Source organism: Kitasatospora sp. NPDC023120 (assembly GCF_055560835.1).
Window position 1 is genome coordinate 245,657 of sequence record NZ_JBVHHY010000012.1, and the last position, 15,186, is coordinate 260,842.

Annotated in this window: 14 protein-coding genes and 1 pseudogene; 6 read left to right on the top strand and 9 right to left on the bottom strand. The window is 69.6% G+C overall.

From position 1 onward, the window contains the following. Positions 1-191: 191 nt before the first annotated feature. Positions 192-1,763: a sodium:solute symporter gene (locus ACZ3TI_RS20065; RefSeq protein ID WP_465727906.1), complete on the top strand. Its 1,572-nt coding sequence runs from the start codon at positions 192-194 to the stop codon at positions 1,761-1,763. Positions 1,764-1,796: 33 nt separating this feature from the next. Here the strand turns inward: ACZ3TI_RS20065 and ACZ3TI_RS20070 are convergent, their stop codons facing one another. Then, entirely contained in the window at positions 1,797-2,294 is a 498-nt protein-coding gene (locus ACZ3TI_RS20070; RefSeq protein ID WP_465727908.1) for a phosphoribosyltransferase, read from the bottom strand. 171 nt (positions 2,295-2,465) lie between these two features. Between ACZ3TI_RS20070 and ACZ3TI_RS20075 the strand changes: the two genes are divergently transcribed. The 3 genes and pseudogenes from ACZ3TI_RS20075 to ACZ3TI_RS20085 form a co-directional block, all read left to right on the top strand. Further along, positions 2,466-3,023 carry a hypothetical protein gene (locus ACZ3TI_RS20075; protein ID WP_465727910.1) on the top strand — a complete coding sequence of 186 codons (558 nt, stop codon included), beginning with the start codon at positions 2,466-2,468 and terminating at the stop codon, positions 3,021-3,023. A 200-nt stretch (positions 3,024-3,223) separates the two neighbouring features. Further along, the gene (locus tag ACZ3TI_RS20080; protein WP_465727912.1) at positions 3,224-3,625 is read left to right on the top strand and encodes a hypothetical protein; all 402 of its coding nucleotides are present in this window, start codon (positions 3,224-3,226) and stop codon (positions 3,623-3,625) included. Positions 3,626-3,839: 214 nt separating this feature from the next. Beyond that, positions 3,840-4,067, top strand: a pseudogene (locus ACZ3TI_RS20085) (IS630 family transposase); the annotation flags it as partial. A gap of 19 nt (positions 4,068-4,086) precedes the next feature. Here the strand turns inward: ACZ3TI_RS20085 and ACZ3TI_RS20090 are convergent. Then, positions 4,087-4,731 (bottom strand): dihydrofolate reductase family protein, encoded by a 645-nt coding sequence (locus ACZ3TI_RS20090; RefSeq protein WP_465727914.1) that lies wholly within the window; start codon positions 4,729-4,731, stop codon positions 4,087-4,089. 306 nt (positions 4,732-5,037) lie between these two features. Between ACZ3TI_RS20090 and ACZ3TI_RS20095 the strand changes: the two genes are divergently transcribed. Next, a complete protein-coding gene (locus ACZ3TI_RS20095) occupies positions 5,038-5,931 on the top strand; it encodes a phenylalanine 4-monooxygenase (protein WP_465727916.1) in 894 nt (297 codons plus the stop codon). 151 nt (positions 5,932-6,082) lie between these two features. On the opposite strand, the gene ACZ3TI_RS20100 is transcribed toward ACZ3TI_RS20095, so the two are convergent. From ACZ3TI_RS20100 to ACZ3TI_RS20130, 7 genes are all read right to left on the bottom strand, one after another. Next, positions 6,083-6,430, bottom strand: coding sequence for an ArsR/SmtB family transcription factor (locus tag ACZ3TI_RS20100; protein WP_465727918.1), 348 nt, complete (start codon positions 6,428-6,430; stop codon positions 6,083-6,085). A 270-nt stretch (positions 6,431-6,700) separates the two neighbouring features. Then, positions 6,701-7,381, bottom strand: coding sequence for a YczE/YyaS/YitT family protein (locus ACZ3TI_RS20105; protein WP_465727920.1), 681 nt, complete (start codon positions 7,379-7,381; stop codon positions 6,701-6,703). Positions 7,382-7,440: 59 nt separating this feature from the next. After that, positions 7,441-8,073 carry a LysE/ArgO family amino acid transporter gene (locus tag ACZ3TI_RS20110; RefSeq protein ID WP_465727922.1) on the bottom strand — a complete coding sequence of 211 codons (633 nt, stop codon included), beginning with the start codon at positions 8,071-8,073 and terminating at the stop codon, positions 7,441-7,443. Between the two features lie 109 nt (positions 8,074-8,182). Then, complete coding sequence (locus tag ACZ3TI_RS20115; RefSeq protein WP_465727924.1) at positions 8,183-9,481, bottom strand: coproporphyrinogen-III oxidase family protein; 1,299 nt, start codon at positions 9,479-9,481, stop codon at positions 8,183-8,185. A gap of 65 nt (positions 9,482-9,546) precedes the next feature. After that, positions 9,547-11,052, bottom strand: coding sequence for a radical SAM protein (locus ACZ3TI_RS20120; protein WP_465727926.1), 1,506 nt, complete (start codon positions 11,050-11,052; stop codon positions 9,547-9,549). 32 nt (positions 11,053-11,084) lie between these two features. After that, positions 11,085-12,518: an AmmeMemoRadiSam system radical SAM enzyme gene (gene amrS / locus ACZ3TI_RS20125; RefSeq protein ID WP_465727928.1), complete on the bottom strand. Its 1,434-nt coding sequence runs from the start codon at positions 12,516-12,518 to the stop codon at positions 11,085-11,087. Positions 12,519-13,499: 981 nt separating this feature from the next. Beyond that, on the bottom strand, positions 13,500-14,141 hold the full coding sequence (locus ACZ3TI_RS20130) for a hypothetical protein (RefSeq protein WP_465727930.1): 642 nt from the start codon (positions 14,139-14,141) through the stop codon (positions 13,500-13,502). A gap of 265 nt (positions 14,142-14,406) precedes the next feature. Between ACZ3TI_RS20130 and ACZ3TI_RS20135 the strand changes: the two genes are divergently transcribed. Next, a complete protein-coding gene (locus ACZ3TI_RS20135; protein WP_465727932.1) occupies positions 14,407-14,976 on the top strand; it encodes a DUF6434 domain-containing protein in 570 nt (189 codons plus the stop codon). The last annotated feature ends 210 nt before the right edge of the window (positions 14,977-15,186 follow it).

Here is a 15,186-nt window from a genome sequence, read left to right on the forward strand (position 1 = left end):
TGAGGCGCAAGGCGAGAACGAGGAGTTCGGCCTCGATCGGGCGGCGCTGCCCGTACTGTCGGTGTAGTGCTTCGTCCAGGACCAGCAGACCCCGCGGCCGGCTGAGGACGAGCCGTTCCGGCGCGGGCGCCCGGTCTCCACCGCCCGCGCGGAGGGCGGTCGTCACCGGCACCGTCTGGGAGGAGAGCGCATTGCGCCGACTCGACCTTCTCGTACTCGTCGTCTACCTGGTTGCCGTCGCCGTGATCGGTCTGCGGCTGGCCGGGCGCCAGACGACGTCGAAGGGCTACTTCGTCGGTGAAGGCCATGTGCCGTGGTGGACCGTCTCGTTCTCCGTCGTTGCCACCGAGACCAGCGTGCTGACTGTCATCAGCGTGCCCGGCGGCGCCTACGGCGGACAGGGCTTCGGCAACGTCGAGCTCGCGCTGGGCTACGTCATCGGCCGCATCGTCGTGGCCGCCGCGCTCATCCCGCTGTACAAGCGCGGCGGCTTCGTCAGCGCCTACCAGTACCTGGGCAGCAGATTCGGCCTCAGGCTCCAGGGACTCGCCTCGGTGACCTTCGTGCTCACCCGGCTCCTCGCCGAAGGCGTGCGGCTGTTCGCCTCCGCGATCCCGATCAGACTGCTGCTCGGCGAGTTCGGCGTGCACACCGGCTACCGCACCATCATCATCGTGCTCACGCTGATCACCGTCGTCTACACGTACCTCGGCGGCATCAAGGCCGTCATCTGGACCGACGCCGTCCAGATGGGCCTGTACCTCGGCGGCGCGCTCCTCACCATCGCGGTGCTCTCCGCCCACGTCGGCACCGACGGCTACGGGCGCGCCCTGGACGCCGGCCGGTTCCGGCTCTTCGACACCGACTTCGGCCTCGCCCACGTCCTCACCAGCCCGTTCGCCCTGCCGACCGCGATCATCGGCGGCGCGGTCTTCGCCATGGCCAGCCACGGCTCCGACCAGCTCATCGTCCAGCGCATCCTCGCCACCAAGACCCTGGTCGACGGCCGGAAGGCGATGATCGCCTCCGGGGTGTTCGTCACCCTCCAGTTCGCCGCCTTCTCCCTCGTCGGCGCCCTGCTGTGGGCCCACAACCGGGGCGCGGACTTCAGGACCCTCGGACTGAGCAGCTCCGACGACCTCTACCCCGACTTCATCCTGCACGGGCTGCCCGTGGTGGTCTCCGGCCTGCTCGTCGCCGGGATCCTCGGCGCCGCCATGGGCTCACTGTCCTCGGCCCTGAACTCCATGTCGAACTCGACGGTCGCCGACATCATCCACAGCTTCTTCCGCAGCACGCCCTCCGAGGAGTTCGTCCTCAAGCTCGCCCGCGTGATGACCCTGGTGTGGGCGGCGCTGATGGCGGTCTTCGCCTGCGCCTTCAGCACCAGCACCGGCAACGTCTACCTCACCGGCCTGACCATCGCCGGGTACACCTACGGCGCACTGCTCGGCGCCTTCCTGCTCGGCCGCCTCGTGCGGCGCGCCGACGAGACCGACTCCGTCCTCGCCTTCGTGACCACCGTCGTCGTGATGACCTACCTCGTGCGCGAGGTGAGGATCGACGTCACCACGGCCTCAGGGACCGTTCCCACTGCCATCGCGGCCCAGTGGCTGGTCCCCATCGGCGTGGTGATCACCCTGGCGGTCGGCGGCCTGCTCAGCCTGCTGCGCCGCGCACCCGAGACCCCGGGCACCCCCGCGGACGCCGCACAACCCGCCTCCGGCGCGGGGGGCCTCGAGGCGGCCACCGCCGAGGACTGACGGTCACCCGGCCCGGGCCGCGCGGAACGCCCGTCAGGCGTCGAGCACCTGGCCGTGCCGCCTGACGACCGGTCCTTCCGTCGACCACGGGAATTCGATCCAGTCGTCGGTCCTCTTCCACACGTACTCGCACTGCACGAGGGAGTGCGACTTCTCGTAGATGACGGCGGAGCGCACCTCGGCGACGTGTTCGAGGCAGAAGTCGTGCACGAGCTTCAGCGTCTTGCCCGTGTCGGCGACGTCGTCGGCGATCAGGACCTTCTTGCGGGTGAAGTCGATCGCCTGCGGGACAGGTGCCAGCATGACGGGCATGTCGAGAGTGGTGCCCACGCCGGTGTAGAACTCGACATTCACGAGGTGGAGGTTCTTGCAGTCCAGTGCGTACGCCAGACCGCCCGCCACGAACACACCGCCGCGGGCGATGCTGAGGATCAGATCGGGTTCGTACCCGTCGTCGGCGATCGTCCGCGCGAGTTCGCGTACCGCCCGCCCGAATGTCTGGTAGTCCAGGATCTCGCGCACGTCAGTCACAGCGTTCAGTGTCCTCGGCAGTCGTCTGGGCGGCGAGCACCGGCACGCCGATGACTGAACGGTACACCGGTTTCCGACCCGCTCCCGGGCGGACGGCGATCCACCGGTGCGGCCGCGTTGATCACCGGGGCGTAGGCTTTCGCCTGATCACAGCCGTCACGAGAGGCAGACATGGGCCAGAAGATCATCCGGTTCTCGGACCTGACCGGTACGCACGTGGAGAACGATGGCGACCTGGTGCGCATCGTGGTGCGCCAGCACCCCGAACTGGAGGACGGCCCGGTCGAGATCGAGGCGCTCGGCAGCGAGCTGGCCGCGGTGGAGGAACTGGCGCTCGACCTGGTGACGATCGAGCTGCACTACCCCGACGCCGACGAGCCGGAGACGGTCGTCATGGAGGCCGAGGCCTTCGACCGGCTGGCCTCCGCCACCCCGATGGCCGAGGTGCTGCGGGGCGCCAAGAAGGTGGCCCGCACCGTCCCGAGCCAGGCCGCGGCGCCGGTCGGAGCCAAGGAGCGCGTCAACTACGCCAGCCTGGAGCACGCCGGCCGACCGCACAAGGGGCGCACCACGGACGCCGAGAAGCGGCTCGTGCAACAGCATCTGGACGAGATCAACGAGCGGCTGACCACCGAGGGCGTCCGCACGATCGATCCGGCCAACGCCGAGCACGTGGCCCGGTACGGCCTGGAAGACCTGGCCCGGGAGCGAGGCATCACGCTCGGCTGACTCGAGACCGCGACGGACGGAACGCGTGAATCCCCTCAGATGTGTGTACGTCGGGCAGATCGGAGCGCTCACCATCTCAGCGAAGTGCTGATTATCGGGAATTGCGACTATCACTTGGCGCAGGCAGGCTGCGCTCCCGCCGACCAGTGGTCACACTTCTGCTGGGCCTCCGGCGGTCGGAGGCCGGGAGGGGAACCAGCATGAGCATCGGAAAGCGATTCGCGGCCGGCGTGGCGGCACTCGGCCTCGCCGGTGCCGGCCTTGTGGCAGGGGCCGGGTCGGCGAGCGCGAACACGACCTGCGTCTACTACAGCACCACCCACGGCGCGACCGTGAGCATGTGCGTGAACACGTTCTCCGACCGATCCGGCGGCTACCTGCACTGGTCGGTCGACACCTCCCGCGCGAGCACGGACGAGCGGCTGTACTTCACGCTCCAGAGCGGCGGGGGCTGTTCCAACAGTGGCGACTGGAACGACTACCAGGCGCACAGCGGCGACGTGTGGTTGTTCTGCGACACGCCTCTGCGTGGCAGCTCCTACTCGACGGAGAGCGGGAAGAACAGCAGCGGCGGCACCCACTACACCGGCTGGATCTACTGACGGCGCGACGCTGGCTGTCCGCCGACCGACTCGGGCAACGGCCCGTCCTGAGCCGGCGCGGTGAGCCGGCTCGGCCGGGCTTGCCGATCGCCTCCTGCCAGTGGTCGAGCCGTCCGAACAGGATGCGCACCAGTTCGTCGACGGCGGCGGACGGGTCGGCGCCGAAGGACCGTGCCTCGTTGGCGGCCTCGGCGGCGCCCCGCCCGTCGACGACGCCTCCCGGGCGAACCCGATCGAGGCCCACTTCGGACCGCTGCGGCAGTTCACGCTCGCCGACTCGAACCACCCGGTCCGGACCCGCGCACTGCACGCTTACCTGGGGTGGCGCAACGCCGACGCCCGCCACTCCGATGTCCTCGCGGCCCAGCGCAAGGAGCAGGCCCGCATCCGCAGCGAGAAGGGCATCCGACGGGGCGGACGCCCTCTCGCCGTTGCAGCCTGAACTCGAGTGGGCCCTCGCGTCACCTCCGCCAGAACAGATGGTGCGTCACGCCACTCGGGCTGGGCACGACCTCCTGGTGGAACCGGTCGAGCAGCTCATCGGGGGACTCCCAGAGCCGTAATCCGGACCCGAGCTTCACCGGCGAGACCACCACATGCATGGTGTCGACCAGGTCGGCATCAAGGAACTGCCGGATGGTGGTGACCCCGCCGCCGAGTCGAACGTCCTTGCCCTGCGCCGCTTCCCGCGCCCGTTCGAGGACCGTGGCCGGATCGCCGCCGACGAAGTGGAACGTCGTGTCGGAGAGCGTGAACGACGGACGCTCGTGGTGAGTCATGACGAACACCGGAGTGCGAAACGGCGGCTCGTCACCCCACCAGCCGCGCCACTCATGGTCCTGCCAGGGCCCTCGCTGGGGCCCGAACTTGTTGCGGCCCATGATCTCGGCACCGATGTTGCGCGCGAAGTCCCGCGTGAAGTAGTCGTCGAGGCCCCGGCTCCCGCCGGGATCCGTGCGCATGGGCCAGCTCGCCGTGGCTCCGGCCCAGGCGAACAGCCTCTCGGGCTGGTCATGGCCGAACGGCCGCGCGAGACTCTGGTGCTCACCGGCACCGATTCCGTCACTCGCGACGTTGAAGTTCATGACTCTCAGCAGTTGATCCATGTGTTCCCTCGTCAGGTCCTGTCGCGTCATCATGTGGCGAGACGCCACACACATCATGACGTCGAACCTGACGTGGCCGGATCGACATCGGCCCAGAACTTTTTTCCAAGGCGCGTCAGGAAGCGGCCTCGCCGGCGGTGCGTCCATAGCGGCCGCGGACAGGGTCGGCACCTCATGCGCATCGGGTTCGGGCTTTCCGGACCGCTCTGGACCGCTCCGGACCTGCCCCACGAGGCGATCCGCTCGGACAGGTCCGCTCTGGCGCCACGCGGCATGAGTCGGCACTGCTGGGGAACACACTTCTCCATGGGCACAGCACGAGGGCGGACACCCGTGTCGTTCGACGGCCGGCTCGGCCCGCCCGAGGAGCATCCCGGCCTCAGCGACCCGCACTACCTGCGACGGCGCCGGGCGGTCGCCGCTCTGGCCCGTGGCCACCGGGTGGGCGACCCCGCGCCGTCGGTGGACTACAGCGAGAGCGAGGAACGGACCTGGCGAACCGTGTACCGGGCGCTGTGGGCGGCCCAGGACGAGCACGCCTGTCGCGCCGTCCTCGACGCCAGGCAGCGGGCACCGATCCCCGCCGACCGCATCCCCCAGCATGCCGAGGTCGGCGCCCGGCTGCGGCGGATGACGGGTTTCGAGTTCACGCTCGCGGGTGGCGTGGTCGCCAACAAGCGGTTCCTCGGCTCCATGGCCGACGGCTACTTCCACGCCGTCCAGTTCGTCCGTCACCCTGCCTTACCGCTGTACACGCCCGAGCCTGACGTCATCCACGACGTCCTCGGTCACGGTATCCACCTGTCCTGCCCGGACTTCGCCGACCTGTACCGCCTGATCGGACGTGCCGCCCAGCGCATCGACGACGCGGACGTCCTGCAGATGATCAGCGACGTCTACTGGTTCACCCTGGAATACGGCGTCCTCGACGAAGCCGGCACGCCGAAGGCCTACGGTGCGGCCCTGCTCTCCTCCTGCGGCGAGATCCGGCGCCTGGCACGGCCGCGCATCCGCCCGCTCGACATCGACGAGATGCTCGCCACCCCGTACGAGATCTCCGGCTACCAGCCGGTCCTCTTCAGCGCCCGCTGCCTCCACGAAGTCGCCGACACCCTCAACAGCTTCCTGGAGCAGCTCGCCGAGGACAGCGCGCCGTACTTCGGTCGCGCCATGGCCGGCCTCCGCAAACGATCGTGGTGACAGTCTGCGTGCACATGCGGCCGCGGACGCTGCAGCTGCCCACCACTGATGCCCGAGGCCGGTGTCGGTTCGGGGAGGGGAAGAGGCCTTGGGACCACGGCCGGGGTGCCGGGCAGGGGGCCGGTGTGCCGTCGGGGTGGGCCGTGTGTCGTCAGGCCGGTGCGGTGTCCGTGGTGTCTCGGGCCTCCGCGTCCGCGGCGGCTACCACTGCGGACAGCAGGCCGGGGAAGCGGCGTTCGAGTTCCTCGGTGCGTAGGGCGTTCATCTTGGTCGTGCCGACGTAGTACTGGCGTAGGAGTCCGGCTTCGCGGAGCACGCTGAAGTGGTGGCTGGAGGTGGAGCGTCCGACGGGCAGGTCGAAGGATCCGCAGCTCAGGTCGTCTACTGCGTGTGCGAGGGTCCGTACCACCGACCTGCGTGCCGGGTCAGCGAGTGCCTCCAGTACCTGCTGGACGCTCACGTCCTCCACGCCAGGGTGCTCGATCACCCGTGCTGCCACGCGTGCCCGTCCCACACCCACCACCCCTTCCCACCGCTCGACCCCCGTCCGTCAGATGTCCAAAGATCGCGCCGTGCGCGCGACTTCACGCCCTGACGCTACTACGCCCGGCGCCCGTGCCACGCCCGCCGCAACATCTCCGCAACACGTTCGAGGGAACGGGGCGGGAGCAGTGGGCCTCCTGCACGCGGCGCCCGGCGGCGTCGCGAACGCCGGGGGGCGTCGCCGCCACCGGCGCGCACACCCCGGTCGTTGGTGGTGCCGCCCGGCTCAGGGCGCCGCCAGCGCGACCGCGAAGCCGTGGTCAGGGATGTCGAGGAAGCGCCGGTTGAACCGTACGAAGGGTTCGATGAGCAGGTCCACGAAGACCAGGAAGGCCACCGTGCCCACGCCCACCGGCCCGCCCAGCAGCCATCCGGAGAGCAGCAGCACGCCCTCGATCAGTCCCTTCGCGCACCAGAAGGGCCAGGTCCGGCGGTGCCGGATGGTGATCGCCAGCAGGTCGATGGCCCGGATCCCGAAGCCGCTCATGATGATCAGCGCCGACGCGTACGCGCACAGAAGCGCGCCGAGCAGCATCAGCGGGTAGCTCCGCAGCCCCAACCAGGCCACCGGCCGCAGCCGTTGGAAGAGGTCGATCAGGCTGCCGCACAGGAAGAAGGTCACGAAGGGCGAGACCACCGGGCGTTTGCGGTTCCACACCGCCCACGCCCCGATGCACACCACCGCGACGGCCGCCTGGCAGATCCCGATGGTGAGCGGCAGGTGCCTGAGCACCCCGAGCGAGAAGACGTCGAGCGGATCGGTGCCCAGGTTCGACTGGATGAAGCAGTGGGCGCCCAGCGAGAAGGCCAGGCAGCCGGCCAGGTACACCAGGGCCCTGGGCAGTAACTCGCCCGGCCGGCGCCGGTTGCCGTCCGGTGCGGTGCCGAGGGGGTGCTGGGGGGTCATGGGTTCCTCCGGGGGAGCGGGCGCCCGGCCCGCGATCACCCCGGAGGCGGCGGGCGGGCTCAGGCGAGCGACTGATAGGCGAGGTAGCCGCCGAAGAGGATGACGCCGACCCCGGCGACGAGGTCGACTCCCTTCAGCAGCCGGGCGCTGAACCGTCGGCGGAACACCAGCGCGCCGGTGCTCAGCAGGGTGAACCACAGCAGCGTGCCGCAGCCGACGCCGACGAGCATGGAGACCGAGGCGGGCAGCGTCCCGGTGACGTTCGCCGCCGTGGCCGCGGCGAAGGCGGCGGCCCAGTAGCCGATCGTCGCCGGGTTGGAGGCGGTGGCCGCCAGCGCGGTACGGAACGCCGCCAGCGGGCGGACCGCCTCCGGGTTCCGCTCGTCCTCGGCGGCCGCCTTCACCTGGAACGCGGAGCGCAGCGAGCGCGCGCCGATGTACACCAGGACCGCCGCCCCGGCCAGGCCCAGACCCGTCCGCAGCGCCGGGACGTCCAGCAGCCTGCCGACGCCGGCCAGCCCCAGGCCGGCGTAGGTGACGTCCACCAGTGCCGCGCCCAGGCCGATCGCCCAGGCGGTCGGGAAGCCGTCGCGCAGGACGCTGCGCACGCACAGCAGGCCGATGGGGCCGAGGGGCAGAGCGACCAGGAAGCCGAGGCTGAGGCCGGCGAACCACGCGGGGAGGATGCTCATCGTCCGCTCCCGCAGATCACCGGATTCATTCCGATCCGACCTGAGTCCTGGTGCGAGCACGTGCGCAACAATTCGCTCTGCCCTCTCGTCATAACATCCGCCGATCAGGTCATTCAACGAGTTCCGATATGCCGAACCGTACCTCATCGCCTTCGGCCGGGCTCAGGTCTTCGGGCGCGTAGAACAGCTCGTACACATTGGTCGACAACAACTGGCCGAGCCTGGTCAGGGCGTACACGTCCGTACCGCGCGGCTCCAGCCAGCCCTTCTCGAGGAGCTGCTCGATTTCCGGTCCGAAGACCGTTTCCATGGTGACGCCGAACCGTTGCCGGAAATCCGGCCGGTTGACCTCGCACATCTTGAGGCCGCGGATCATGACGCGGCGCATCTCCTGTTCCTTGGTGAGGTAGGTGGCGAAATCCAGCGGGATCTGACCGCCTTCCACCATCTCGTAGTACTTTTTCAGCGGTTTGACGTTGACGAACAGCCGGTCATGGATCACGCTCTTCGACGAGACGCCGAATCCGATCATGGGCCAGGTCCGCCAGTAGTACTCCAGGAAGCGCGAGTAGTCGGTGCAGCGGTCGGGGTGGAAGTAGCCGGTCGAGCTGCGCCGGACGAACCCCGCCGCCTCCAGGGCGTCGATGGCGTACTCGTACATGCGCCGCTCGTCCTGGGCCGTGGGGAGCGCCATCCTGCCGGACGTGATGAGCGAGTGGAACGCCGTCTTCGGCCAGATCTCCAGGCCGTAGGCCGTGATGCAGGCCGGTTCGAGTTCGATGGCGCGGTCCACGCTGCGCTTCCAGTCGTCCACGGACTGGTCCGGGAGCGGGAAGATCAGGTCGATGTTGGTGTGGGTGAATCCGCCGTCGACGACGGTGCGGAAGGCCCGTTCCGCGGTGGCGCGGTCGTGCGAGCGGTTGCAGATCGCCAGCAGCCGGTCGTCGAAGGCCTGGACGCCGACGCTGAGCCGGGTGAAGCCGGCCTCCCGCATGCGCGCGATCTTGGCCTCGTCGACCGTCGAGGGGTCGAATTCCAGGCCGATCTCCGCGCCTTCGTTGAATTCGAACGACTCCCGGCAGACGTCCAGCAGCCGTGCCGTCTGGTCGCCGGTGAGGATGCCCGGCGTGCCGCCGCCGAAGTACACCGCGTCGACCCGGAACGCGGGGAAGGCGCGATTGGCGGCGAACGCGCGGACCTCGCGCTCCAGCGCGTCGACGTACTGGGCGAAGTGCTGCTCGTTCCGGTTGATGTAGACCGTGTAGTCGCAGAATCCGCACTTGGTGATGCAGAACGGGACGTGCAGGTACAGCACCGCGTTCTCGGGGCGGAAGTACTCGTCGTACTCGTGGTGCCGGTATTTGAACGGATAGGTGTGGATGTTCCGCCGGATGATCTTCTCGGCCATCTGCGGTCGCTCCTTCGTCGGGGCCGGCCTGGCGTGGTGGGTGACGGATCCGGGGCCGGAGCCCGTCAGCAGAGGACCTGGAACGGTCGGACGTCGGCGGCCGCGGCGAGGGCCGGGCGGTCGTTGGGGACCACGGGGCGTCCGCAGGAGACGAAGAGGTCGTCGTAGCGCGTCCGCGACCGCTCGCGGTAGTCGGCCGCGGACCTCGCCAGCATCTTGACGACCTCTTCGGCGAGCATCAGCTGGTACTGGCAGGACTCGGTGTTGAGCTCGTTCACGTCGCCGGAGGCCACGTGGTTCTCCTGCCGGCAACCCCCGCCGCACAGGTAGCGCGCCCAGCAGGCCCCGCACACCCGGTGCTCGTCGACGGTGCGCCGCCACTCGGGGTGGTCCCGGGTGAGGCCCTCGGCCCCGGTGCCCACGTCGAAGCTCTGGTCACCGACCAGGCGGTGGCAGGGGCTGATGCTGCCGTCGGGGGAGTGGGTGTAGTACGTCCGGCCGCCCGAGCAGAACGCCAGCGCCGCCGACCCCTCGGTGATCATCTGTACCGTGCGCTCGTACTCCAGCACGCCCTTGAACCGGTTGTCGGCGGCGAACAGCCGCGGGTAGTGCACCAGGAAGTCCTTGAACTGCTCCACGATGCCGGGCTGGAGGAAGTGGTTGATGTACTGGATGCCCTTGGGCTCGGAGAGCTTGCGGTCCCCCAGGGTGAGGGCGATGGGCACCGTGGTGCCCTGGTCCACGGGGTAGACGCCCGGATAGATCTGGAAGTAGTCGAAGAGGTCGAGGTTCCAGAGGTCGAGCACGTTGTCGGTGAGGCTGGGCTCCGCGGTCGCGATGGTCATCCGCGCGACCAGGGTGACGTCGTCGCCGCAGGCCTCGCGCAGCCGGAACAGGTTGCGGATGATCCGGTCGTAGGACCCCTTCCCGTTCTTGGACGGGCGGTTGGCGTCCTGGACCTCGCGGCCGCCGTCGATCGAGACCGAGACGATGAAGCCGTAGTCCCGGAAGAGCTCCTCGATGCCCTGGGGCATCAGGGTGAGGTTGGTCGAGATCCGGTGGACGAACTCGGTGCCCGTGCGTGCGGTGAGGTCCCGCGCGCGCTCGCAGATCCTGCGGATCACCTCGAAGTTGGCCAGCGGCTCCCCGCCGAAGAACTCGAAGCGGACCCGCTGTCCGGGCGCGGCGTAGCGGTCGATGAAGTCGAAGATCCAGGCGATCGAGTGCTCGCCCATGGCCTCGGTGATGCGGCCGTAGTCACCGCCCTCGGCGAAGCAGTAGGTGCAGGCGAGGTTGCACACGTTCGTCAGGTTGACGTTGACCGCGAAGTCGGCGCCGTCCGACAGCGCGCCCTCCCGGAGGCGGACGCGGTTGGCCTCGCGGCCGGATTCGGCGCCGGCCTGCAGCCTCTCCCACGCCCGTCGCTCGTCGAGCAGCAGGTTCTCCACGCCGGCCGCCAACCGCTCGGCGGTGTCCGCCGGGGCGAGCAGCAGCCGGTGGCTCCCGGTGATCAGGACGGCCGAGGTGTCGTCGCTGAACGGCAGGACGCGGTAGTCGGTTCCGTGCCTCATCGCGCCCTGCCCCGTCGCGTGCGCGGGGCCCGTCATGACCTGGTGCGGGGCTGGAAGAGGGGCAGCGGCGAGACGTCCTCGTTCAGCGTCCCGGCGGAGGCCTCCACGGTCGGGAAGTGGGCGCGGTCGAAGACCTGGTGGAGGCTGGAGGTGCACTGCGAGGGGACGGCCACCTGGACGCCGACCTCGCCCGCCGTGCTCTTGGCGGCGATGTACCGGAAGCTCTCCTGCGGGGCCAGGTCGATGACCTGCCACGACTGATCCGCGGCCGGGTCGCCGTAGCGGCGGTGGTAGGCCCGCACCGGCGCGTCGGAGGTGTTGCGCACCTGGACGTGCAGGGCGCGGACGTCGCCGTGCCAGTCGAAGCGGGCCAGGTCCAGGCCCTCGGCGGGGAGTTCCGGCACCCGGGTCCGCGACCGGGCGTCGGGCAGCAGGACGATCGGGGCGCGGGCACCGCACCCGACGCAGGCGCCGTCCCCGTCCAGGCCGACCAGGTCGGCGTTGAGGCCGTACCGGGTGATCTGGAGCTGGCCGCACCGGTGGCACCAGGTGTTGGTCGACTCGGTGTCGTACACGTTTCCCAGGTAGACGTGGTTCAGCCCCATGTCCAGGGCGATCTTGCGGGCCCGTTCCAGCCGGTCGACCGGGGTGCGGATGGTGTCGGTCATCTTGTAGTCCGGGTGGAAGCGCACGAAGTGCGTGGGTACGTCGGGGCTGAGCCGCTCGCCGACGAAGGTCGCCATCTCCCGGGCGGTCGTCTCGTCGTCGCTGAGGTCGGTGACCATCAGCGTGGAGACCTCGACGTGCTTGCCGGCCCGGAACACCTGCTCGGTGCCCTCCAGGACCGGTTCCAGCCACCCCTTGGTGATCTTCCGGTAGTACTTCGGGTCCAGGGACTTGATCGACACCGAGAAGATGTCGATGACCGGGATCAGTTCCTCGATCGCCTCGCCGCTGATGAAGAACGCGGACTTGTAGAGGTTGACGATTCCGGCCGCCTTGGCGAGGGCCGCCGTCTCGACCACGAACTCGTGCCACACCACCGGGTCGTTGTAGGTCCAGGAGATGACCTTGATGCCGTGCCGGACGGCGATGTCCACGACTTCCTCGGGCGTGTAGTGGTAGACGTCCTTGTCCTCCACGTGGCGCGCTTGCGACGTCTTCCAGTTGTGGCAGTAGTCGCAGTTCAGCATGCAGCCGACGTTGCCCATGGAGAGGATCCGGGCGCCGGGCGCGTAGTGGAACACCGCCTCGGTCTCGATGGTCTCCTCGGTGGCGTGGACGGAGCGCCCGTAGTTCAGCGTCACCAGACGGCCGTCCCGATTGGCCCGGACCATGCAGAATCCGTGCTGGCCGGGACGTATCCGGCAGTTCCGGGGGCTGAGATGACATCGGACGACGTCGTCGTCCAGGCGCTCCTCCAGCCGGGCCGGGCGCGGTTGGTTGTCCCAGGTCCTCTGCGACATGGCTGTTCCTTCCGTGCGGTGGTACGGAGGTGACGGGGTGGCGCATGGGTCCTCGGGGGGCGGGCCGACCGGGGTGCGACGGGGTCGGGGGATCCGGGAATCCGGCGCCGTGGTACGGAAATCGACTCCGGATGTGGCTCCGGATACGACGGTCGGATCGGTGGTCCGGATCGACGGTCCGGACCGATTCGGGAGCCTGCGCCCGCCCTCATCTGCCGCTCTTCCTCGGACGAAGGCACCGCCGGAGGGATCGCCTCGCGGAAAGGGCCGAAGTGGAGCGGGAGAACGATGGGAATCGTGCCGGTTACCGCGATGAGCTTCACCGGATCCGTGAATACCTGTCAAGGAGCGGACAGAGCACCGGATCCGGCCGGTACCGCGAAGTGGACAGCGCCCTTCGATCCGGTCGCGGCGCGGGTTAGGCCAGCCTCACTTCCGGTGATCTGACACGTGGCCAGTGGATTCCCCGGCCGAGCGTCGGCGGAGGCAGATCCGGGAGGCGGCGCGGCCCGGAACGTAGGTCGTCGAAGGTGGCCGAAAATTGCCGCTCTCCAGGGGAATAACCAGCTGCCACAGAACGGTTCGCCTGTCGCAGCCATCGCTCGTCCCGCACCGGCCCCAGTGGGTCTGATCATCCCTGGTTGATCGTCAACTCCACTCATGTACAAAGGATTTCTGTCAGCCTTACGCTGAGTGGCCACGAAATGCCGCCGACTCGGGGGAGCGGGCATGCCGGAGGGTTCGGGCCAGGACGGGGCGTCGTGGGGACGGTCGGTGCCCGGGGTGGTCGGTGCCCGGGGTGCCGGGCGACGGAGATCCGGCCACTCGGTTCCGGTCGGAACCGGTTCGTGCTGGTCCGCTCGGCCGCCTCCGGTGAGTTCGCCGTGATCGAGTACTCCCTCGTCGCCCGCCGGCGGCACCGCGCCGCGGCACCCGAACGGCTCTCGGTCTACGTTGGTCGGCGGAACCAGGCCCGCAGTTCTACTGCTTCGGCGGCCCGGCAGGCCCGGGCAGGTCGAGGACCCGGGCGAGGGCGGTGGTGACGGGACCGCGGTGGTCGGGCAGGTGTCGGCGAGCCCAGTCGGCAGCCAGCATGAGGAAGTCGGTCAGGTCGCGCTCGGCGCCGGCGAGCAGGCGGCGAAGTTCGGTGACGGACAGTTCGATCACCGGGCTGTCGCTCTGCTCGCAGTTGACCGTGAGCCGGACGGTGTCGCCGAAGCGCTCCGCGATCGGCGACACGGGGTCGTGGCCGAAGCCGAGCAGGCCACCCCGGTCGGCGAACCGGTGCCAGTCGCGCCAGTCCTCCAACCCGTCGCAGCAGCCGGGCAGGAACACGATGCCGCTGGAGTCGTCGGTGACCCGCAGTCCGCCGGGTGCGAAGGGACTGTCGAAGGTCAGCAGCCCGTGAAGGAAGGAGCCCAGCGGGTCGGCGGGCCGGGGCGGGCGGTCGTCGTCGGGGTCGACGTCGTTGCAGCCGGCGATGCGCATCACCGCCGTCCCCACCTCGGCGGGCGAGAGCCCGCCGCCGAGGGGCAGGAAACCGGTCGGCTCGATCTCGGCGACAGGCCAGAGGTCGAAGCCGTCACGGGCACGGATCTCCAGGACGGGCTGCATCACGATCACCCGGCGAAGTGTTCCGCATCACCGCCTGCGACGCCTCCCGATTTACGCCGGTCATCCTCGCCTCTGCCGAGCCTGAACCAGCACGGGAACTGCGATCTCCCCGCTGGTGGACGTGGAAGTCCCCGGGGTCCGCACGATCTCGGCGGGATCCCGGCGTTGAGCCTCCGCGGTCGGGATGATTCTCACCGGAGGCTGTCGGTTTCCTGTCGTGCTGTGGGTCTGTGAGGAGTGCCGGGTGCAGTGCAGTGCCCCTAGCATGGGGAACATGAGTTCGAATTCGGGTGTCGAGGTGCGACCGGTGCCGAGTGCGGCGTTGAGCGGGGAGGAGTTGGCCCGCTGGTACTGGACGCTGGCTGAACTGATCGCGCTTGCCCGGGAGCTGGGGGTGCCGCGGGGTGGTGGAAAAGCGGCGCTGACGGAGCGGCTGAGGGCCGCGCTGGACGGGGTCGCGCCGCCGGCGGCGCGGCCGCGGGCTCGCCGCGCCGGGGGCGGGCTCACCGCGCCGGTGGACGGGTCCACGGTGATTCCCGAGGGTCAGCGGTGCAGTCAGGTGTTGCGTGAGTTCTTCCGCCGCGAGATCGGCCCGGGCTTCCACTTCGACGCCTGCATGCGGGCGTTCGTCGCCGAAGGCGCGGGGCGCACCCTGGCCGACGCCGTCGCCCACTGGCACGCTACGCGTCAGGCCGCTGCCCAGCCTCGGGAGATCGGCTCGCAGTTCGAGCTCAACCGCTTCCTGCGTGACTGGCATGCCGGGCATCCGGCAGGCAGTCGTACCGAAGCGCTCGCGGCCTGGCGGGCTCACCGCGAGCGGCCTCGCGACGCGGCCGCTCGGTGACCGGCCCACGGCTGTGCCGGACGGCCGCGAGGTCGGGGAGCTGTGCCGCCTGCGCGCAGGCCAACTGCCGTACGATGCGGGCCTCTTCGCTGTGGCAGGCGCGTAGCAGGGCGCGGGCGGCGGTTGCCGCCTGGGTGGCGAGGCGGTCGGGGGCGGTCTCGATGGCCGCGTGGTAGAGGCTTTCCTTGTTGCTTCGTGATCGTCCGTATG